Source organism: Microvirga lotononidis, from assembly GCF_034627025.1.
Lineage (GTDB): Bacteria > Pseudomonadota > Alphaproteobacteria > Rhizobiales > Beijerinckiaceae > Microvirga > Microvirga lotononidis.
The window spans coordinates 4,050,046-4,069,934 of sequence record NZ_CP141048.1; the positions used below are offsets into that span (position 1 = coordinate 4,050,046).

19 protein-coding genes are annotated in these 19,889 nt (G+C 64.0%); 13 read left to right on the forward strand and 6 right to left on the reverse strand.

The features are described from left to right. Window positions 1-40: 40 nt before the first annotated feature. Entirely contained in the window at window positions 41-448 is a 408-nt protein-coding gene (locus U0023_RS19175) for a DUF1236 domain-containing protein (RefSeq protein ID WP_009492691.1), read from the reverse strand. Window positions 449-858: 410 nt separating this feature from the next. On the opposite strand from U0023_RS19175, the gene U0023_RS19180 reads away from it, so the two are divergent. After that, the gene (locus tag U0023_RS19180) at window positions 859-1,533 is read left to right on the forward strand and encodes a ParA family protein (RefSeq protein ID WP_009492693.1); all 675 of its coding nucleotides are present in this window, start codon (window positions 859-861) and stop codon (window positions 1,531-1,533) included. A 142-nt stretch (window positions 1,534-1,675) separates the two neighbouring features. Here U0023_RS19180 and U0023_RS19185 read toward each other — a convergent pair whose 3' ends face one another. Next, the gene (locus tag U0023_RS19185) at window positions 1,676-2,959 is read right to left on the reverse strand and encodes an O-acetylhomoserine aminocarboxypropyltransferase (RefSeq protein ID WP_009492695.1); all 1,284 of its coding nucleotides are present in this window, start codon (window positions 2,957-2,959) and stop codon (window positions 1,676-1,678) included. Window positions 2,960-3,153: 194 nt separating this feature from the next. Continuing rightward, on the reverse strand, window positions 3,154-3,729 hold the full coding sequence (locus U0023_RS19190) for a CoA-binding protein (protein WP_407667361.1): 576 nt from the start codon (window positions 3,727-3,729) through the stop codon (window positions 3,154-3,156). On the opposite strand from U0023_RS19190, the gene U0023_RS19195 reads away from it, so the two are divergent. Continuing rightward, a complete protein-coding gene (locus tag U0023_RS19195) occupies window positions 3,728-4,159 on the forward strand; it encodes a PaaI family thioesterase (protein ID WP_009492699.1) in 432 nt (143 codons plus the stop codon). The two genes, U0023_RS19190 and U0023_RS19195, sit on opposite strands and share 2 nt — an antisense overlap. After that, window positions 4,156-4,458: a hypothetical protein gene (locus U0023_RS19200; RefSeq protein ID WP_040639252.1), complete on the forward strand. Its 303-nt coding sequence runs from the start codon at window positions 4,156-4,158 to the stop codon at window positions 4,456-4,458. Before U0023_RS19195 ends, U0023_RS19200 begins: the two co-directional genes overlap by 4 nt. Window positions 4,459-4,471: 13 nt before the next feature. Here the strand turns inward: U0023_RS19200 and U0023_RS19205 are convergent, their stop codons facing one another. After that, window positions 4,472-5,104 (reverse strand): glutathione S-transferase family protein, encoded by a 633-nt coding sequence (locus tag U0023_RS19205; RefSeq protein ID WP_009492701.1) that lies wholly within the window; start codon window positions 5,102-5,104, stop codon window positions 4,472-4,474. A 282-nt stretch (window positions 5,105-5,386) separates the two neighbouring features. Between U0023_RS19205 and rplM the strand changes: the two genes are divergently transcribed. From rplM to argC, 3 genes are all read left to right on the forward strand, one after another. Next, complete coding sequence (gene rplM, locus U0023_RS19210; RefSeq protein WP_009492703.1) at window positions 5,387-5,851, forward strand: 50S ribosomal protein L13; 465 nt, start codon at window positions 5,387-5,389, stop codon at window positions 5,849-5,851. A gap of 3 nt (window positions 5,852-5,854) precedes the next feature. Beyond that, window positions 5,855-6,331 (forward strand): 30S ribosomal protein S9, encoded by a 477-nt coding sequence (rpsI, locus tag U0023_RS19215; RefSeq protein ID WP_009492705.1) that lies wholly within the window; start codon window positions 5,855-5,857, stop codon window positions 6,329-6,331. A gap of 294 nt (window positions 6,332-6,625) precedes the next feature. Beyond that, window positions 6,626-7,594: an N-acetyl-gamma-glutamyl-phosphate reductase gene (gene argC / locus U0023_RS19220; RefSeq protein WP_009492707.1), complete on the forward strand. Its 969-nt coding sequence runs from the start codon at window positions 6,626-6,628 to the stop codon at window positions 7,592-7,594. 865 nt (window positions 7,595-8,459) lie between these two features. Here argC and U0023_RS19225 read toward each other — a convergent pair. Continuing rightward, complete coding sequence (locus U0023_RS19225; protein ID WP_009491516.1) at window positions 8,460-9,344, reverse strand: fumarylacetoacetate hydrolase family protein; 885 nt, start codon at window positions 9,342-9,344, stop codon at window positions 8,460-8,462. A gap of 383 nt (window positions 9,345-9,727) precedes the next feature. Here U0023_RS19225 and U0023_RS19230 point away from each other — a divergent pair, with 383 nt between their 5' ends. Next, complete coding sequence (locus tag U0023_RS19230) at window positions 9,728-11,062, forward strand: OmpP1/FadL family transporter (protein ID WP_009491518.1); 1,335 nt, start codon at window positions 9,728-9,730, stop codon at window positions 11,060-11,062. Window positions 11,063-11,137: 75 nt separating this feature from the next. Here the strand turns inward: U0023_RS19230 and U0023_RS19235 are convergent, their stop codons facing one another. Continuing rightward, window positions 11,138-12,943 (reverse strand): PHA/PHB synthase family protein, encoded by a 1,806-nt coding sequence (locus U0023_RS19235; RefSeq protein WP_009491520.1) that lies wholly within the window; start codon window positions 12,941-12,943, stop codon window positions 11,138-11,140. A 111-nt stretch (window positions 12,944-13,054) separates the two neighbouring features. On the opposite strand from U0023_RS19235, the gene U0023_RS19240 reads away from it, so the two are divergent. The 6 genes from U0023_RS19240 (at window position 13,055) to recJ (ending at window position 19,856) form a co-directional block, all read left to right on the forward strand. Next, window positions 13,055-13,456, forward strand: a complete 402-nt coding sequence (locus U0023_RS19240) for a hypothetical protein (RefSeq protein ID WP_009491522.1) — start codon at window positions 13,055-13,057, stop codon at window positions 13,454-13,456. A 157-nt stretch (window positions 13,457-13,613) separates the two neighbouring features. Next, on the forward strand, window positions 13,614-14,834 hold the full coding sequence (locus U0023_RS19245) for an LL-diaminopimelate aminotransferase (protein ID WP_009491524.1): 1,221 nt from the start codon (window positions 13,614-13,616) through the stop codon (window positions 14,832-14,834). Between the two features lie 100 nt (window positions 14,835-14,934). Further along, window positions 14,935-16,257 (forward strand): homoserine dehydrogenase, encoded by a 1,323-nt coding sequence (locus U0023_RS19250; RefSeq protein WP_009491525.1) that lies wholly within the window; start codon window positions 14,935-14,937, stop codon window positions 16,255-16,257. A gap of 54 nt (window positions 16,258-16,311) precedes the next feature. Beyond that, on the forward strand, window positions 16,312-17,310 hold the full coding sequence (gene glpX / locus U0023_RS19255) for a class II fructose-bisphosphatase (protein ID WP_009491526.1): 999 nt from the start codon (window positions 16,312-16,314) through the stop codon (window positions 17,308-17,310). A gap of 118 nt (window positions 17,311-17,428) precedes the next feature. Next, window positions 17,429-17,872: a GNAT family N-acetyltransferase gene (locus U0023_RS19260; protein ID WP_009491527.1), complete on the forward strand. Its 444-nt coding sequence runs from the start codon at window positions 17,429-17,431 to the stop codon at window positions 17,870-17,872. Window positions 17,873-18,044: 172 nt separating this feature from the next. Continuing rightward, window positions 18,045-19,856, forward strand: a complete 1,812-nt coding sequence (recJ, locus tag U0023_RS19265) for a single-stranded-DNA-specific exonuclease RecJ (RefSeq protein ID WP_009491529.1) — start codon at window positions 18,045-18,047, stop codon at window positions 19,854-19,856. Window positions 19,857-19,889 lie beyond the last annotated feature (33 nt).

Here is a 19,889-nt window from a genome sequence, read left to right on the forward strand (position 1 = left end):
CGGCCCGAAGGCCGCCCTGGACTTTGGTATCCGCCGGTTTTTAGCGGATGACCTGGACGATGCGGTGGGTGCTCGGCTCGACCAGCACCGGAGTGTCGTTCACGACGGTGTAGCGATAGTTGGTCACGCCGTACTCGGCCGGAACTTCGTAATACTGGACGCCGGAAGCGGGCAGGGTGGCGCCGACGCGAACTTCCTGCTGGTAGCGGTAGGACGGAACGCCCTGGGTCACGACGTACTGGCGGAACTGCGGCTGCTGCTGGTCGGCGAGGCCGCCCACGATCGCGCCCGTCACGCCGCCCACGGCTGCGCCGATCGGGCCGCCGACGATGGCACCGCCCACAGCGCCCGTGGCTGCACCGGCAGCGGCGCCGCCGGACTGAGCGAAGGCGCCCACGGGGGCGAGGGCAACGAGAATAGCGCCTGCAAACAAGATCTTCTTAGACATTTGTCAGCTCCTAGACTGGTGAAGTCTGGAGCTTAACGGCCAAGCGAGAGTGTGGTTCCGGCGGCGCAAAGCTGTTTTAAAAGGTCTCGACGGTGCCGCAGATCGTTGAAATCGGAGCCGGTCTCTCCCTGCCTGAAGTCTCTTCTCACGTGCGGCTGATGTCCATTTCGCGAGGGGCCGCTTTTGCTTCCGCCAGGACTTCAAGCGATTCTTTCGACGCCCGCGCGGATCGAATCCGCTGCAGCGCAACGGCCTGAACGGGAGCAAATGAAGACGTCCTTCGTGAAATTCACCGTGGGAATACGCCTGGAATTAGGAAATCAGTACTTGCTCTCACACAGGTGAACAATATTAAGATAGGTTAATCCCTAGGTGCAGGGCTGTAGGAACAGGCTTATGAGGAGTCAGGCATGAATGTGCTGGTCTTTGCTTCGCGGAAAGGCGGCTCGGGTAAGAGCACGCTTGCTGCTCATCTCGCGAGTTATATCGCCAACCCCTCCCGCCCCACATTGCTGATCGACAACGATCCGCAGGGTTCCCTGTCCCTCTGGCACAAGATCCGCAACCAGGAATACCTGGGCCTCAAGCACAATGTCCGCAATATCGAGGACGCCATCAAGCAGGCCAAGCGTGACGGCTACGAATGGGTTCTCGTCGACACGCCGCCGAACAAGTCCGCCATCGTGGCGGAGGCGATCAAGCAGGCCACCCTCGTGATCGTTCCCACCCGGGCGAGCCTGTTCGACATCGCGGCCCTGCAGGATACGGTCGCCATCGCCCGCGAGCACCGCAAGCCCTATGCCGCCGTGATCAACGCCGCTCCGGCCAAGCATGGCGATACGGAAGCTCACGTGGTGGCGGATGCGCGCGGCGCTCTGAATGCCCTCCAGGTTCCGGTCTGGGCCGGCCAGATCACGCATCGCCCCGAACTGACGCTCTCTCTCGCGACGGGCGAGGGGGCTCGGGAATATGACGCGAATTCCCAAGGGGCCGACGAAATCGGCCGTCTCTGGACGGCGCTCGAACGGTCGCTCAATGCGATCCACAACACCTACAAGAAAGCCGGCTCGTCCCGCGCCGCGTAGGCCTTGGCTTTTCCAGAAGAAGGGCGGCTTTCGAGCCGCCCTTTTTGTTTGCCGTCACGACGCCGTCGTCTCCGGCGAGACAGGGCCGCACGCCTTGCGGCCCTGTCCTGGAGAGAACGACACGGCTTCTGTCGCAAGCCGCTTACGCCGCGTCGAGAGCCTGATTGAGGTCGTCGATCAGGTCCTGCGTGTCTTCGAGGCCGATGGAGAGACGCACCACTTCCGGGCCTGCTCCCGCCTGCGTCTTCTGCTCGTCGGTGAGCTGGCGGTGCGTGGTCGAGGCCGGGTGGATCACGAGAGAGCGGGTATCGCCGATATTGGCTAGGTGCGAGAACAGCTTGAGATTGGACACGAGCTTCACGCCGGCCTCGTACCCGCCCTTGAGGCCGAAGGTGAACACGGCGCCGGCACCCTTGGGGCAGTACTGCTTGGCAAGGTTGTGATAACGGTCCGAGCGAAGGCCCGGATAGCTGACCCAGGACACCTTGGCATGGCCCTGCAGATGCTCGGCGACAGCCAGTGCATTATCCGAGTGACGCTGCATCCGCAGCGGCAGGGTCTCGATGCCGTTGAGGATCAGGAAGGCATTGAAGGGTGAGAGCGCCGGGCCGAGGTCGCGCAGGCCGAGCACGCGGCAGGCGATGGCGAAGCCGAAATTGCCGAAAGTCTCGCCCAGCACCATCCCGGCATATTCCGGACGCGGCTTGGACAGCATGGGATAGCGGTCGTCGCCCGCGAAGTTGAACGAGCCGCCGTCGACGATCAGGCCGCCGACCGAGTTGCCGTGGCCGCCGAGGAACTTGGTGGCCGAATGGACGATGATGTCCGCGCCATGCTCGAAGGGACGGATCAGGTAGGGAGACGCCATCGTGTTGTCGACGATGAACGGAATGCGATGCTTCTTGGCGATGGCCGATATGGCCTGGAGGTCGACGATCACGCCGCCCGGATTGGCGATGGATTCGACGAAGATGGCTTTGGTCTTCGGCGTAATGGCCGCCTCGAAGGAGGACGGATCGTCCGAATCGGCCCAGACCACGTTCCAGCCGAAGTTCTTGTAGGCGTGGTTGAACTGGTTGATCGAACCGCCGTAGAGCTTCTTGGCCGCGATGAACTCGTCGCCGGGCTGGAGCAGCGTGTGGAAGGTCAGGAACTCCGCCGCATGGCCCGAAGCCACAGCCAGTGCCGCCGTGCCGCCTTCGAGCGCAGCAACCCGCTCTTCCAGAACGGAGCAGGTGGGGTTGCCGATACGGGAATAGATGTTGCCGAACGCCTGCAGTCCGAAGAGAGAAGCGGCGTGATCGACATCGTCGAAGACGAAGGACGTGGTCTGATAGATCGGCGTCGCGCGGGCACCAGTCGCAGCATCGGGAGCCGCCCCGGCATGAATGGCGAGCGTGTTGAAGCCTGGCAGACGGTCGGTCATGGGTGGGCGTTCCTTTAGGAAATGGATGCGTTCTATTTAAAGAACGTATCGTTCGTCCGTCAAGGAGAGTGTTGGACTGCACGCCTGTCACCACAGATCCTGTGCCGGTGATCCCGATCACAAGAACCGCCAAGCCTTTCCGTCTTGAGAGAGCCGGCACAAGGCCGGCCATGACAGCGCAGAACGGGAGCCTCTCAAGGCCTGTTGAGGCTGAGTTTCTGAAACCCTTTGCCTGACAGGACCGGCTTCTTGGAGCTCAGCATGCGCGAGTTCACGCCCTGCCAGGAGATTTCGCCCGACAGGCGTCCGAACTCGATCTTCGGGCAGCGGTCCATCACGACCTTCAGGCCCTTCGCTTCCGCCTTGGCGGCGGCCTCATCGTTGCGGACGGAGAGCTGCATCCAGAGGACCTTGGGCAGGGGATCAAGCGCCAAGGCCTCGTCGGTGATCGGACCGGCGGCTTCCGAGTTGCGGAAGATCTCGACCATGTCGATGGGGACGGGCACCTCCTTGAGAGAGGCGTAGACCTTCTTGCCGAGAAGCTCGCCGCCCGCCAGGCCTGGATTGATCGGGATGACGTCGTAGCCCCGCTCCAGCAGGTATTTGGTCACGATCCAACTCGGCCGCGCCGGGTTCTGCGAGGCGCCGACCAGCGCGATGGTCTTCACGCTGTTGAGGATGCCGCGGATGTAATCGTTCGGATAATTGTCGTGGTTCATGGATGGAACGTATGGGATGAGGCAGGGCAGTTCAATGAGCATTTCACGCATGGCTTCGCATCATCCGATCATGACGAAAGACGATCTGACGGCGTTCCTCGACCGGGAATTTCCGCAGATGCACGCGGGAGGACGCAGCTATTTCGTGGATGAGATCGGTCCGCTTTCGGCGCGGATGCGCATGGAATATCATGAGCGCCATTTGCGCCCCGGCGGCACCATCTCGGGTCCGGCCATGATGGCGCTGGCGGATCTCGCTCTCTACGCGGCCATTCTCGCCCATATCGGCCCCGTGGCGCTCGCCGTCACCACGAGCCTCAACTTCAACTTTCTGCGGAAGCCCGAACCCCGGGCCCTCATCGCCGATTGCCGCCTGCTCAAGCTCGGCAAGCGACTGGCGGTCGGCGACGTGTCGATCACGTCCGAAGGCAATCCCGACATCGTCTGCCATGCGACCGGGACCTATTCGATACCGTCATGAGAAAGTTGATTATGAGTGTCGTCGGAGCGGGGATTTTCGCTATCCTTGCGTTCGCCGTTTGGCTCGACAGGATGACGGCGGGCTTTCAAGAGCTTTTTCCAGAGGCCGTCTCCTGGGAAAACAAAAACGCTTATCTCAAATGCGAAGGGGCGGTGGATGGAGCATTGTCTTGGCCTTCTCAACCGGCAGTCGCCTGTCGGGCGATGCACATGTGTGCCAATGAAGCCCAGCTGAGTGCAGAGCTAAAACAATCTCTCATGCAAGCGATTCGAAGCTTATCAGAGTGCCAAGATCCTTGATCCGCGATGACGTTTAAACCGCGGTCGCTTGTTGGGCAGCTACAAGCGCATCGTCGATTTCCCGCGCCCGGACGGCCGCCGGACGGGAGCTGATCCGCTGCCAATAGGCTTCGAAGGCGGGCCGCTTCTCCAGGGTGCCGAACATCATGCCCCAACCGATCTGCGAGCCGACATAGACGTCCGCCGCCGTAAAGCGGTCGCCTGCGATGTATTCGGATTGGGTGACGGCATAATCCAGGACGTCGACCACGTTCTGGATGCTGCCGTAGCCGATGGCCCGCTGACGGTCGGCAGGGACCTCGAAGCCGAATGCCTTGTTGCTCAAGGCTGCTTCTACCGGGCCCGCAGCAAAGAACATCCAGCGGTAATAGGCGGCCCGCTCCGGCAGGGGCGGAGCGAGCCCGGCCTCGGGAAAGGCATCGGCCAGGTATGCGCAGATCGCGGCCGCCTCGGTGACGATCTTGCCCTTATGGAGAACCGCAGGCACCTTTCCCATGGGATTGATGGCCAGATAGCCTGGCGACTTCATATCCGGACCAAAATCGAGGACCTCCGTGCGATAGGCGCAGCCCGTTTCCTCCAGCATCCATCGGGCGATGCGCCCACGGGACATTGGGTTCGTAAAGAAGATCAGTTCGTCGGTCATCGGGAGCCTCTCCGAATCTGCGGACGCGCCGCCATGGACGAGCATAGCGTTAATCGGCTCGAAGCCAAAGATATGTGGTATCATGGTAGGGTATGTGTGGTGCCATGATACCATATGCCTGCTAAGGCTTGTTTTATAAGGGTTTTCCTGATGTCTTGCGTTCGAAGATGTTGTTGACTTCGGTGTTCGATCTCACTAAACAGCCATCACTCGCCGCCGCATCTCGCGGCGGTTTGTCGTTTTCAGAACCTGAGCCATGTGGCTCCAACGGGATACAGCGCAATGAAGACTACGACTTCGCTGAAGCCCGCCGAGGTCGAGAAGAAGTGGGTTGTGATCGACGCGAAGGGCCTCGTTGTGGGCCGTCTCGCTTCGGTCGTTGCCATGCGTTTGCGTGGCAAGCACAAGGCGAACTACACGCCCCACGTCGACTGCGGCGACAACGTCATCGTCATCAACGCCGACAAGGTGGTGTTCACCGGCCGCAAGCGCGAGCAGAAGGTGTACTATCACCACACCGGTTATCCGGGCGGCATCAAGGAGCGCACCGCGAAGTTCATTCTCGACGGCCGCTTCCCTGAGCGCGTGGTCGAGAAGGCTGTGGAGCGCATGCTTCCCCGCGGCCCGCTTTTCCGTCAGATCATGGGCAACCTGCGCGTCTATGGCGGCGCTGAGCATCCGCATACCGCTCAGCAGCCTGAGGTCCTGGACGTCGCTGCCCTCAATGCCAAGAACGTGAGGGCCTAATCCATGGCGACTCTTCAGTCTCTCGCCGATCTGGGCCAGAACGCCCAGACCGCTGCTCCGGAAGCTCCGAAGCACGTCCAGAAGCTCGACTCGCTCGGCCGCGCCTACGCGACCGGCAAGCGTAAGGACGCCGTCGCCCGCGTGTGGATCAAGCCCGGTTCCGGCAAGATCGTCATCAACGGCCGCTCGGCCGAGGTATACTTCGCCCGTCCCGTGCTGCGCATGATCCTCGCTCAACCGCTCCAGATCGTCCAGCGCGAAGGCCAGTACGACATCACCGTCAACGTCGACGGTGGCGGTCTCTCCGGCCAGGCCGGCGCGGTCCGTCACGGCCTCGCCAAGGCGCTGACCTACTACGAGCCGGAGCTTCGCGGCCCGCTCAAGAAGGAAGGCTTCCTGACCCGCGATCCGCGCGTCGTCGAGCGTAAGAAGTACGGCAAGAAGAAGGCCCGCCGCAGCTTCCAGTTCTCGAAGCGCTAAGGCTTATTCAAGCAGATATTTCGGAAAGGGCGGCTCTCGGGCCGCCCTTTCTGCGTTCATGGGCCCGTGGGGTCTTCCTTGACAAGCATGGCCTTGCGGCCGCATAGATCGCGCCATGACGATCTTCTCAGACATCCGACGTCGCTTCTTCGCCGCGCCTGCGCGCCTGCGATGAGGGCCATTCGTCCGCTCGTCTGCCAGCCGCGCCGGGAGCGCGGCTTTTGTTTTTCTGAAACCTTGCAGGGCTGACGCGTTTCGCCCTATCTCCAGCATCGACGACAGATTGGATCGACCATGACCGCGACGCTCGACAGATCATCCGCTCTCGACCAGCAGACCAGGACCGTCTTCATCGACGGCGAGGCCGGCACGACGGGCCTCGGCATCCGCGAGCGTCTGAAGGACGTGAAGGGCGTCGCCATCCGCAGCATCGATCCCGAGCGGCGCAAGGATCCGGAGGCCAAGCGCGAGATCCTGGCCGATGTGGACCTCGTGGTGCTCTGCCTTCACGACGATGCTGCCCGCGAGACCGTGAGCCTTGTCGATGCCCTGAGCGGCAGAAAGCCCAAGATCCTCGATGCCAGCACCGCTCACCGGGTCGCGCCCGGCTGGGTCTACGGCTTTGCCGAGCTCGACACCGCGCAGCGGGACGCGGTTGCCAAGGCCGACCGGGTGGCCAATCCCGGCTGCTATCCGACAGGCGCCATCGCGCTCATCCGGCCGCTCGTCGATGCGGGTCTGGTGCCGGCCGATTACCCGATCAGCGTGAACGCGGTCAGCGGCTATAGCGGCGGCGGGCGCTCGATGATCGAAGCCTACGAGGCCGGCACGGCGCCGTCCTTTGAGCTCTATGGCCTCGGCTTCGAGCACAAGCACGTGCCGGAGCTGCAGAAATACACCGGCCTGACGCGGCGGCCGATCTTTATCCCGTCGGTGGGCAACTTCCGGCAGGGCATGCTGGTGAGCGTTCCGCTGCATCTCGACCTGCTGCCCGGCAAGCCCAAGGCCGCCGATCTCGAAGCGGTGCTGCTGAAGCATTATCAGGACGGCGGCCTCGTCAGCGTCGTGCCGACGCTCCGTGACGGCAAGAAAATCGAGCGGATCGAGCCGGAGGCCCTGAACGATACGGACCGGCTGGAACTCTTCGTCTTCAAGCACGACAGCTACAACCATGCCGTCCTGGTGGCGAGGCTCGACAATCTCGGCAAGGGCGCGTCCGGTGCGGCCGTGCAGAACATCCGGCTGATGCTGGGACTTGAATAAGCCGTATCATCCCGGGTGAGCGCCGAGCAGGGCAGGCAGAGCATCTCCCGCAAGCATGGTAGGTCCCAAGATGTGGACCATCGGGTGAAGACCCGTCATGCCTCGGGTGCCTCGTTCCATCCCTGTCAAAGAGCAGCACCTTGGGGCCCGCAGCTTGCGCTGCGAGCCTTTCAGGAGATCGAGGGTGGCGTGTCGGGCAGCCCGGCTCGCTTGTGAGTGAGAATGGAAGAGCCGAACTGCTCGTCCCGCACGGTACTTTTAGGCGTTTAGACTTGGACCAGCACAGGGCTGCCAAGGGCCTCCCGTCGCAGGTGTGCGAGACCTGCGGCAGGACCGTTCCCCACCCCACAACTGCGACGCCTCGCGAGCGCGCCCCTCGTCAGGCGGGGATGGGTAACGATATAGCCAAGGTTCATCCCCCTGTCAAGAACAAAGTGAGAACATAACATCACGCTGTCCACACCCGCTCCGTCATGGCCGCACTTGGTGCGGCCACCCACGTCTTTGCCTTGGGTTGAAGACGTGGGTGGCCGTGACGAGCACGGCCATGACGATGGAGGGTAGCAGGGCTGGCCCACCAAGTATTGGAGCGCCAACACACCCACCACGTCCTCACCTCCCCGGACTTGTTCCGGGGACCCGTGCCGGTGATCCCGATGAACTGAAGCGCCGAGCCTCATCGTATCGGGATGGCCGGGACGAGCCCGGCCATGACGTCGAGGGCGTCACTCCTGTCCTGTCAGGACGATCCTTCGAGACGCAGCTGCGCTGCTCCTCAGGTTGAGGGCGGAGCGGTGGGAAGGAAGGTGTGGGTGGCCGGGACGAGCCCGGCCATGACGTGGAAGGACGTTGTCGTTCCAGAGTGTCAGTGGCCCTTCCAGCTCTTGCTGGTATCGAGCGCCGGCCCGTCGAAGGCGACGAAGCGCTGGCGCTGTTCGCCGAGGCCTTCGATGCCGAGAGACACCACGTCGCCGGCCTTCAGGTAGCGCTGGGGCTTCATGCCCATGCCGACGCCGGGCGGCGTGCCGGTGGTGATCACGTCGCCGGGCTCCAGGATCATGAAATGCGACACGTAGGAGACGATCTGCGCCACGTTGAAGATCATAGTCCGGGTCGAGCCGTTCTGCATGCGCTCGCCGTTCACGTCGAGCCACATGGTCAGGTTCTGCGGGTCGGGCACCTCGTCCTTCGTGACGAGCCAGGGACCGAGGGGGCCGAAGGTCGGGCAGCCCTTGCCCTTGGTCCAGGTGCCGCCGCGCTCCAGCTGGTATTCGCGCTCCGACACGTCGTTGCAGATGCAGTAACCGGCGACGTAGTCGAGCGCCTCGTTGGCGCCGACATAGGACGCCCGCTGGCCGATCACGATGGCGAGCTCTACTTCCCAGTCGGTCTTCTGCGACCCGCGCGGGATGATCACGTCGTCGTTGGGCCCGACGATGCAGGACGGCGCCTTGTTGAAGACAATCGGCTCCGCCGGAATGGGCGCTCCCGTCTCGGCCGCATGGTCGGCATAGTTCAACCCGATGGCGATGAAGTTGCGCACCTGCCCGACGCAGGCCCCCAGACGCTGCCCCGACGGGGCGACGGGCAGGGTGGCGGAATCGGTCTTGCGGATGCGCTCCAGGCTCTCGGATGACAGGGACGAGCCGTCGATATCGGACATGATGCCCGACAGATCCCGAATCTGGCCGCTGGAATCGATCAGCCCCGGCTTTTCCTGTCCAGCGTCTCCAAATCTCACCAGCTTCATCAAGCGCTCCTCTCGTAACGGCACGTGCATAATTGGCGCGAATGCGCCACCCTACAATGCATGTTCTAGACGCAAATATGTTGCTGTTTTGCCACGAAGGCGAACAAAGTGCCGGATTTCCACCTACGCGTGAGACGTAGATCAACTCAAGATAAGAGCCGACTATACATCGGTTTACATATGAACGATTGACGCGTGCTTGACGCTTATTCGGCGTCAGCAACGTAAAGCGAAGTAAAAGTTCTAGCTGAAGAGCCTATTTTAGAAATTGTTAATGTCCTGCTCGGGTGTCACGAAAAGATTGCGGCGAAAAATAAGCATTGGCACATTGCCCCTACGGCGGGATTCTCCCGCACAAAAAAGCATAAGGGCAGGAAATCTCCATGGGTCTTCTCTCTCGTTCTTTGTCGCTGGCCGCAGTATCCGCTGCAGCGCTCATCGTTGCCCAGAGCGGCGCGCATGCCGGCGCCTTCGGGCTGCGCGAGCAGAGCGCCACGGCGCAGGGCTATTCGTTCGCAGGTGCCGCATCGGGCTCCGGTTACCTGTCCTCCATGTTCTGGAACCCGGCCGTCATCACGATGATGCCCGGCTGGCAGGGCGAGCTGAGTGCGTCTCTGATCATCCCCCGGGTCGACATCAACCCTCTGCCCTCCGTCCCGACTTTCGTGTTCGGCGGCTCCGGAGATATCGGCGAGGACGCGCTCGTTCCCTCCGGATATGCCTCCTTCCAGATCAACGACACGTTCTGGCTCGGTCTCTCCAGCACCTCGCCCTACGGCCTCGTGACCGATCCGCGCCAGAACTGGTCCGGTCAGCTCTATTCGCGGTCGTCCCGGATCTTCTCCGTGAACGTCAACCCGGTCCTGGGCGTGAAGGTGAACGACTGGTTCTCGTTCGCCGTCGGCCCGTCGCTGCAGTACTTCGACATTCGCCTCAAGAGGGCTGTGCCGTTCCCGGGTGCTCCGGCCGCCTCCGCGACGCTGCCCGGCGCCCCGAGCGCCATCCTCGACGGCGACGATATCGGCTTCGGCTTCACGGCCGGCGTGACGATCACGCCGCTCGCCGGCACGACCATCGGCATCGGCTACCGCTCCCAGGTCGAGCATGAGCTCGAGGGCAGCCTGGAGGCTCCGTTCGGTTCCATCGGCCCCTTCGCCAACCTTCCGATCACCGCGAAGCTGAAGACACCCGACCAGCTGACCGTCGGCATCTCGCAGGTCATCACCCCGGCGATCACCATCCATGCCGGTTTCGAATGGACCAATTGGAGCGTCCTCAAGACGCCTCTCGTGATCGGCCCCGGCGGCATTGCCGTCACGGACATCCCGCTCAACTACAAGGACGGGTACTTCTACTCCCTCGGCGCGGACTACAGGCTGAACGACCAGTGGACCCTGCGTGCCGGTGTCGCCTACGAGCAGTCGCCGATCGATACGGAAATCCGCTCCACCCGTCTCCCCGACAGCGACCGCATCTGGGCGTCGATCGGTGCGAGCTACCAGTGGAACGACCGCCTGTCCTTCGACGTGGCCTACACGCACATCTTCACGACGGGCGACACGGATATCCGCATCCTTCCGGGACACCAGGACTTCGAGGGGCTGCCCTTTGTGGCGAACGTGGATGCGTCCGTGGATATCATCTCGGCGGGCCTGCGCTATCGCTGGGACAACCCGAAGGTCGCGATCCCGGCGGTTCCGCTCGTTCGCAAGTACTGAGCATTTACGAGCTGACAGCAAGAAGGCCGGCGGATCCGCCGGCCTTTCTTTTTCAGGTGAGAGGATCCGAAGGGTTCAGGATTTCTCCAGAACGTAGGTGCCCGGAGCGTCGCAGAGCGGTTCCAGCTTGCCGCCTCCGGGCTCCCGCGCGGCGACCATCCGGGGCGCCTGGGCCTTGATCCACTCGAACCAGTATGGCCACCAGGAGCCTGACGTCTCGGTCGCCTTCTTCATCCAGTCCTCCAATTCTCCCTCGACCGGACCGCCGGTCCAGAACTGGTATTTCGGCTTGCTCGGAGAGTTGACGACGCCGGCGATGTGGCCGGAGCCGGCAAGCACGTAATCCACCGGCCCGCCGAACATCTTCGAGCCGACGAAGACCGAGCGCGCCGGGGCGATGTGGTCTTCCTTCGTGGCGAGGTTGAAGACCGGCACCTTCACTTTCTTCAGGTCCAGTTTCACGCCGGCCAGCTCCATCTCGCCCTTGGCGAGCTTGTTCTCGAGATAGCAGTTGCGCAGATAGAAGGCGTGGTTCGCCGCCGGCATGCGGGTGGAATCGGCATTCCAGTAGAGCAGGTCGAACGGGAAGGGCGATTGGCCCTTCATGTAGACGTTGACCACATAGGGCCAGATCAGGTCGTTGGGCCGCAGCATGTTGAACGCATTGGCCATGCGCGAGCCTTCGAGGTACCCGCGCTTCTTCATGGTGGCCTCGAGGCTGCGCACCTCCTCCTCGCCGGCGAAGATCTTCAGATCGCCCGCATGGGTGAAATCCACCTGGGCGGTGAAGAAGGTCGCGCTGTCGATCCGCTTGTCGCGCTTGGCCGCCATGTAGGCGAGGGTGGTCGCCAGCAACGTGCCGCCCACGCAATAGCCGATGGCCGTCACCTTCTTCTCGCCGATCGCCTGTTCGATGGCGTCGAGCGCGGCGAAGATGCCGTCCTTCATGTAGTGCTCGAAACCCTTCTCGGCGTGCTGCTCGGCCGGATTGACCCAGGAGATGCAGAAGACGGTGAGCCCCTGCGAGACCGCCCAGCGGATGAAGCTTTTCTCCGGGTTGAGGTCGAGGATGTAGAACTTGTTGATCCAGGGCGGCACGATCAGCAGCGGCCGCTTGAGGACTTTCTCCGTCGCGGGAGCGTATTGGATCAGCTCGATCAAGTCGTTGCGGAAGACCACCTTGCCGGGCGTGGTGGCGATGTTCACGCCGACCTTGAAACGGCTCGTGTCCGATTGCCTGATCTTCAGCTCGCCGCCGCCGGCCTCGATGTCCTCGGCCAGCATGCTCACGCCGCGCACGAGATTGGCGCCGCTTTCCTTGAGGGTCTCGCGGATCAGCTCCGGGTTGGTCAGGAGGAAGTTGGAGGGCGAGAGCGCGCTCGAGAGCTGCTTGAGATAGAACTGCGCCTTGTGCCGCGTCCGCTCATCGAGGCCTTCGGCATTCTCGACGAGATCCTCCGCCCAGCGGGACGAGATGAGATAGGCCTGTTTCAGAAAGTCGAAAATGGGGTTCTCGGACCATTCCGGGTCCTTGAAGCGGTTGTCCCTGGGCTCGGGCTCGGCCACCGGCTCCGCGGCCTCTCCCTGCGCGCGCTTCAGGGTCGAGGCCCAGAGCGACAGGAACTGCGTTCCCAGGCGGGACTGGGCCTCGAAGCTCTTCTGGGGATCGCTCATCCAGACTTCGGCCACCCGACCGAGAGATCTGATCGCTTCCGATGCATCACTTGAGATTTCGGGCGAAGCCTGGCCTTCCTGGACGGGCTTGAGGTAGGCGGCCGCGGCCTTGCCGGCTCCCTCGATGAAGCGCGCCATGTTACGGGAGAGTTCCTCGAAGTCCGGGACAGGGCTTTGAGTCTTCTCCTCACCGTATGGCTTGTCCATAAGGCGATCTCCCTCTATCGCAGCAGCATTGCTCGCAAGCCGCATTTCCGACATCTTAACGTTCGACCCGTCGGGTATGCCAGAGTCATGTTGCAGATCTTAGGTATCACAATGCGTATGAAGCCCTTTCCGATCCGCTGTGCTTCGGCCGTTGCCGTGACGATGCTCGTTGCCGGCTGCAACGGCGGCTTCAATCCCGTGCGGGACGTGGCCGCGGCCGTAGGCGCCGGACCGCAGACGGCGGCGAGCCAGGATTTCGTAGTCCAGTCCAGACCGACGAACCTGGACTACATGCCGATCGGCACGGCCGTCCAAGGCCGGCCGACCGCGGCCCGGACGGCAGACGAGATCAAGGCCGCCGAGGCGGAGCTCGATGCCCTTCGGGCCCGAAACGAGGCCGCAGGCGCGGCGGCCGCCACGCTCGGCAACACGCCGCCACCGGAGCCGGTCAAGCTTCCAGCCAACACGTCGCAGCCGACGCGTCAGAAGACGAATTCCAAGAGAACGCCCTAGCGCATCGTGCGGAAAAGTGGATACGGTTTTCCGCGAAGAACGATGCGCCGTCTAAAGATTTGAGCATCGGATCAATCCCAAAAGTGGGTCCCACTTTTGGGTCCGATGCTTAAGAACCTATACCGGAATCCCGTGATTCCGCCCGAGGACGAGACCCATGCCTGACTTTTACCGGATTAAGCGCCTCCCACCCTACGTCTTCGAGCAGGTCAACCGCATCAAGGCCGCAGCACGGGCGAACGGCGCGGACATCATCGACCTCGGCATGGGCAATCCGGACCTCCAAGCCCCGCAGCACGTGATCGACAAGCTCGTCGAGACGGTCGGCAAGCCGCGGACGGACCGCTATTCCGCGTCCAAGGGCATCGGCGGGCTGCGCCGCGCCCAGGCCGGCTATTACGAGCGCCGCTTCGGCGTGAAGCTCAATCCCGACACGCAGGTGGTGGCGACGCTGGGGTCCAAGGAAGGCTTCGCCAACATGGCCCAGGCGATCACCGAGCCGGGCGACGTGATTCTGGTGCCCAATCCGAGCTATCCGATCCACGCCTTCGGCTTTCTGATGGCGGGCGGCGTCATCCGGTCGGTTCCGGCCGAGCCGACGCCTGAGTTCTTCGTTGCGGCCGAGCGGGCCGTGGCTCACTCGATCCCGAAGCCGGTCGCCCTGGTCGTCTGCTACCCGTCGAACCCGACCGCCTACGTGGCCTCCCTCGACTTCTACCGAGATCTCGTGGCCTTCGCGAAGAAGCACGAGCTGATCCTGTTGTCGGATCTGGCCTATTCGGAGGTCTATTTCGACGAATCGAACCCGCCGCCCTCCATCCTGCAGGTGCCCGGCGCCATCGACGTGGCGGTGGAGTTCACCTCCATGTCCAAGACCTTCTCCATGGCGGGCTGGCGCATCGGCTTCGCGGTCGGCAACGAGCGCCTGCTGGCGGCGCTCGCCCGGGTGAAGTCGTATCTCGATTACGGCGCCTTCACGCCGGTCCAGGTGGCGGCGACCGCCGCTCTCAACGGGCCGGACGACTGCATCCGCGAGATGCGGGCAACTTATAAGCGCCGCCGGGACGTGATGGTCGAGTCCTTCGCCAAGGCCGGCTGGGACGTGCCCGTGCCGACCGCGTCCATGTTCGCCTGGGTGCAGATCCCGGAGAAGTTCCGGTCCATGGGCAGCCTCGAATTCTCCAAGCTGCTGGTGGAGAAGGCCGACGTGGCGGTGGCGCCGGGCATCGGCTTCGGCGAGCACGGCGACGATTATGTGCGCATTGCCCTTGTGGAGAACGAGCAGCGCATCCGTCAGGCCGCGCGCAACATCCGCAAGTTCTTCGATCACGCGGACCAGACGCTCCACAACGTGGTGCCGATGGTGCGCCGGGGCTGATCTCCGCTGGGGGCGGGATCCACGAGGATTCCGCGTCCGCATGGACAGGACACCTTGGCGGTCGTAAAAGCAGCCCGACATTTTTGAGGAGCTGTTGTTCGTGACACGTCCCCTTCGGGTCGGCATAGCCGGCCTCGGCACCGTCGGCGCATCGGTCATTCGCATTCTCGACCGCCAGAACGAGGCTGTCGCCCAGCGCGGCGGGCGGCCGGTTGAGGTTGGGGCCATCTCGGCTCGCGACCGGACCAAGGATCGCGGCTTCGACCTCTCCCGATTCACGTGGTTCGACAGCCCGGTCGAACTGGCGCGCTCGACGGACGTGGATTGCGTGGTCGAGCTGGTCGGCGGTGCGGACGGAGCGGCCCTCGAGACGGTGCGTACGGCCCTGTCGCTCGGCAAGCACGTGGTCACGGCCAACAAGGCGCTGCTCGCCAAGCACGGCCTCGAACTGGCGAGGATGGCGGAAGACAAGGGCGTGTCCCTCGCCTTCGAGGCGTCCGTCGCCGGCGGCATTCCGATCATCAAGACCCTTCGCGAGGCCCTGTCCGCCAACCGGATCTCGCGCCTCTACGGCATCCTCAACGGCACCTGCAACTACATCCTGTCCCGCATGGAGCTCGAGGGGCTCACCTTCGCCGAATGCCTGAAGGATGCGCAGCGTCTCGGCTACGCGGAGGCCGACCCGACCTTCGACGTCGAGGGCTTCGATACGGCCCATAAGCTGGCGATCCTCACCAGCCTCGCCTTCGGGACGGAGATCGACGCTGATGCGATCTATGTGGAGGGCATTTCCTCCATCACGCCGCTCGACCTTGCCATGGCGAAGGAACTGGGCTTCCGCATCAAGCTCCTGGGCGTCGCCGAGCGCACCAAGACCGGTATCGAACAGCGCGTGCATCCGACCATGGTGCCGCGCACGTCCTCCATCGCGCAGGTCATGGGCGTGACCAACGCCGTCACCATCGACGCCGACGCGGTACGGGAATTGACGCTCATCGGGCCTGGGGCAGGGGGCGACGCCACCGCTTCCGCCGTGGTGGCCGATATCGCCGATGTGGCGACCGGCAGTGTGCAGCCGCTCTTCGGCACCCCGACGGCTCGACTGGAGAAGGCCGCCCGCGCGCCCATGCAGCGCCATGAGGGCGGCTATTACGTCCGCCTCACGGTCCATGACCGCCCGGGTGTCGCCGCGGGCGTCGCGACCCGGATGGCCGAGGCCGACATCTCCCTGGAGAGCATCCTGCAGAAGCGCTCGGAAGTCGCCGCGACGCAGGATCCGCATGGGCGCTCGGGGGCTCCGGTCTCGCTCGTGCTGATCACCTATGCGGCCACGGAAGCTTCGATCCGCTCGGCCCTGGAAAAGATCTCCAGGGATGGTCTTATCGCCGAGCCGCCCCAAGTCATTCGCATCGAACGCGAGTAAGCTACGACCGGTCCATTCCGGACCCGACGATCACAAATGGGAGACGACAAGTCCATGTCGCAAGGCATTACCGTCCAACCGGGCCAAATCATCGAGCGCATCCTGACCCTGGAGCTCGTCCGCGTCACCGAGCGCGCGGCGGTGGCCTCCGCCAGGCTGCGCGGCCGCGGCAACGAAAAGGCCGCCGATCAGGCCGCCGTGGACGCCATGCGCCGCGAGCTGAACAAGCTCCCCATCGACGGCACGGTGGTGATCGGCGAGGGCGAGCGCGACGAGGCGCCCATGCTCTTCATCGGCGAGAAGGTCGGCAACAAGCAGGGCCCGAAGGTCGATATCGCGGTCGACCCGCTGGAAGGCACGACGCTCTGCGCCAAGGACATGCCGGGCTCCATCGCCGTGATGGCCATGGCCGAGGCCGGAACCCTGCTGGCGGCCCCCGACGTCTACATGCACAAGATCGCCGTCGGCCCCGGCTACCCGGCGGGCGTCGTCGATCTCGACGCGTCGCCTGAGGAGAACCTGCACAGCCTCGCCAAGGCGAAGGGCGTGAAGGTGAACGAACTCACCGCGCTCGTGCTCGACCGTCCCCGTCACGCTGACCTGATCGCGGCCATCCGCAAGACCGGTGCCGGCGTCCGCCTGATCTCGGACGGCGACGTGGCGGGCGTGATCTTCACCACGAAGCCTGCTGAAACCGGAATCGACATCTATCTCGGCATCGGCGCGGCCCCCGAAGGCGTGCTGGCGGCCGGTGCCCTGCGCTGCATCGGCGGCCAGATGCAGGCCCGCCTGATCCTCGATACCGAGGAGAAGCGCTCCCGCGCGCACCAGATGGGCGTGACCGACCCGAACCGGAAATACGACATGACGGATCTCGCCCGCGGCGACGTGATCGTGGCGGCGACAGGCGTGACCGACAGCGCTCTCACCCGAGGGGTTCACTTCGGCAAGGACGTGATCACCACCGAAACGGTGGTCTATCGCTCCGCCACCGGTACCGTGCGCCGCATCTACGGCGAGCACCGGGAGCTGTCCAAGTTCCACCTGGACTAGGTCGCCTTGGGACTGGAATACTAATCCAGATCGCGTCATGGCCGGGCTCGTCCCGGCCATCCACATTTCAGGCCGGTGCAAGGCCGGGCATTATGATGCGGAGAGTTAGGAAAATCCCATGATCGAAATCCGCCCCATCATCGACAGCGACAGGGATTCCTGGCAGCCCCTCTGGCAAGGTTATCTGACGTTCTACAGATCATCCGTACCGCCTGAGGTCACGGATGCCACATGGCGCCGCTTCCTCGATCCTGCCGAGCCCGTGAACGCCCTCGTGGCGGTTGTCGACGGAAAGATCGTCGGCATCGTCCATTACCTCTATCACCGCTCCACCTGGACGGCGGCGGATTACTGTTATCTGCAGGATCTGTTCACGGCCGAGGAGGCGAGGGGCCGAGGCGTGGCGCGGGCCTTGATCGAAGCCGTCTACGAGAAGGCGAAGGCTCATGGGGCGAGCCGGGTCTACTGGCTGACCCATGAGACCAACACGACCGCCCAGGCACTCTATGACAAGGTCGCCGCCCGCAGCGGCTTCATCCAGTACCGCCACCTGTTGGGGTGACGTTCTTCGCCACGACGTCACTGCCGGCCTCGTGCCGGTGATCCCGATGCGGGAAAGCGCCGCGCCTCACACCATCGAGATCGCCGGCACAAGGCCGGCCATGACAGTTGAGATGCGGCTGGGGTATTTTGCCAAGATGCTTTGACCACAATTCGGGGATAAGACTCCCGTTGTGACCGAATCATCTCCTCTCCAGCTGCCGAAACCCTTTCTCGGCGTCAGCAATTCCGCCCTCGGGCGCACCTGGGTCGAGCGCTGCGATGCCGCCCAGGGGACGATCGCGCTCGCCATCGCCCAGACTCATGGCCTGCCGGACGTCCTCTCCCGGGTGCTGGCCGGGCGGGGTGTTGGCATCCATGAGACGGAACGCTTCCTGAACCCGCGCCTGCGGGACCTCATGCCGGATCCGCATGGGCTGACTGACATGGAAATTGCGGCCTCCCGGCTGGCCGATTCCGTGCAGCGCAACGAGAAGGTGGCGATCTTCGGCGATTACGACGTGGATGGCGCCTGCAGCGCGGCGCTGCTGGCCGAATACCTGCGCGCCTGCGGGCTGGACTACGCCATCCACATCCCGGACCGGATCACCGAGGGCTACGGCCCGAACGTGGATGCGATCCGGGCGCTGAAGCAGCAGGGCGCCGACCTTCTCGTGACCGTCGATTGCGGCACGGCCAGCATCGAACCTCTGGCGGAAGCGAAGCGGCTCGGTCTCGATCCCATCGTTCTCGATCACCATCAGGCGCCCGAGCAGCTGCCCGACGCGCGCGCCGTCGTGAACCCGAACCGGCAGGACGATCTCTCGGGCCTCGGCTATCTCTGCGCCGCCGGCGTGGTGTTCCTCTTCCTGGTCGCATTGAACCGGACGCTGCGCTCCCGCGGCTTCTTCCAGGGACGGGCGGAGCCGGACTTGATGGGGAGCCTCGATCTCGTCGCTCTTGCGACCGTGGCCGACGTGGTGCCGCTCATCGGCCTGAACCGGGCCTTCGTGCGGCAGGGCCTCGCCATCATGAAGAGCCGCCGCCGGGTGGGGCTGGCGGCGCTTCTCGATACGGCAGGCCTCGCGGGAGCGCCGGAAAGCTGGCATCTGGGCTATCTCGTCGGGCCGCGCATCAACGCGGGCGGACGCATCGGCGATGCGGCCTTGGGCTCGCGGCTCCTGCTGACCGAGGATCCGGTCCAGGCCGGGCGGCTCGCCGCCGAACTCGACAGGCTCAACCGCGAACGTCAGGCCATCGAGGTCGTGGCCGTCGCGGAAGCGGAGGCACAGGCCATGATGGCACTGGAGCGGGTCCCCGACATGCCTGTTCTCGTGACGGCTTCCGCCGAGTGGCACCCGGGCGTGGTCGGCCTGATCTCCGCCCGCACCAAGGAGCGCTTCCGCCGTCCCGCCTTTGCCTTCACGTTGAACCCGGACGGCACGGCGACCGGCTCCGGTCGCTCGGTCCCCGGCGTGGATCTGGGCTACGCGGTGCGCGCCGCCGTCGATACGGGTATCGCCATCAAGGGCGGCGGTCATACCATGGCGGCCGGCGTGACGATCCAGGCCGTCGATCTGGAGCGGTTCCTCACCTTCGTCACCGACAGGCTCACGGAGCCCGTGAGCACCATGCGCCTCAGGGACAACTTCGCCATCGACGCGACCCTGACGGCCGCAGGCGCCCAGCCGGCGGTGGTCGCGGCCCTGGAACGGGCAGGGCCGTTCGGCCAGGGCCAGCCGGAGCCGGTCTTCGTGTTCCCCCAGCATCGGCTCGTCGAAGCCCGCGAGGTAGGCAGTGGCGGTCATATGCGCGTGAAGCTCAGGGGCGGCGACGGCAGTGTCATCGGCGGAATCGCCTTCCGGGCTGCGGGCCAGCCCCTCGGCATCGCCCTGTCGCAGGCCATGGGTAACACGCTCCATGTGGCCGGGACGCTCTCCATCGATCGTTGGGGCGGCAACGAGAAGGTCGAGGTGCGGATCATGGATGCCGCGAGGCCGGAATAATTCCAATCAGGCGCTTGCGATGCGTCACGAACC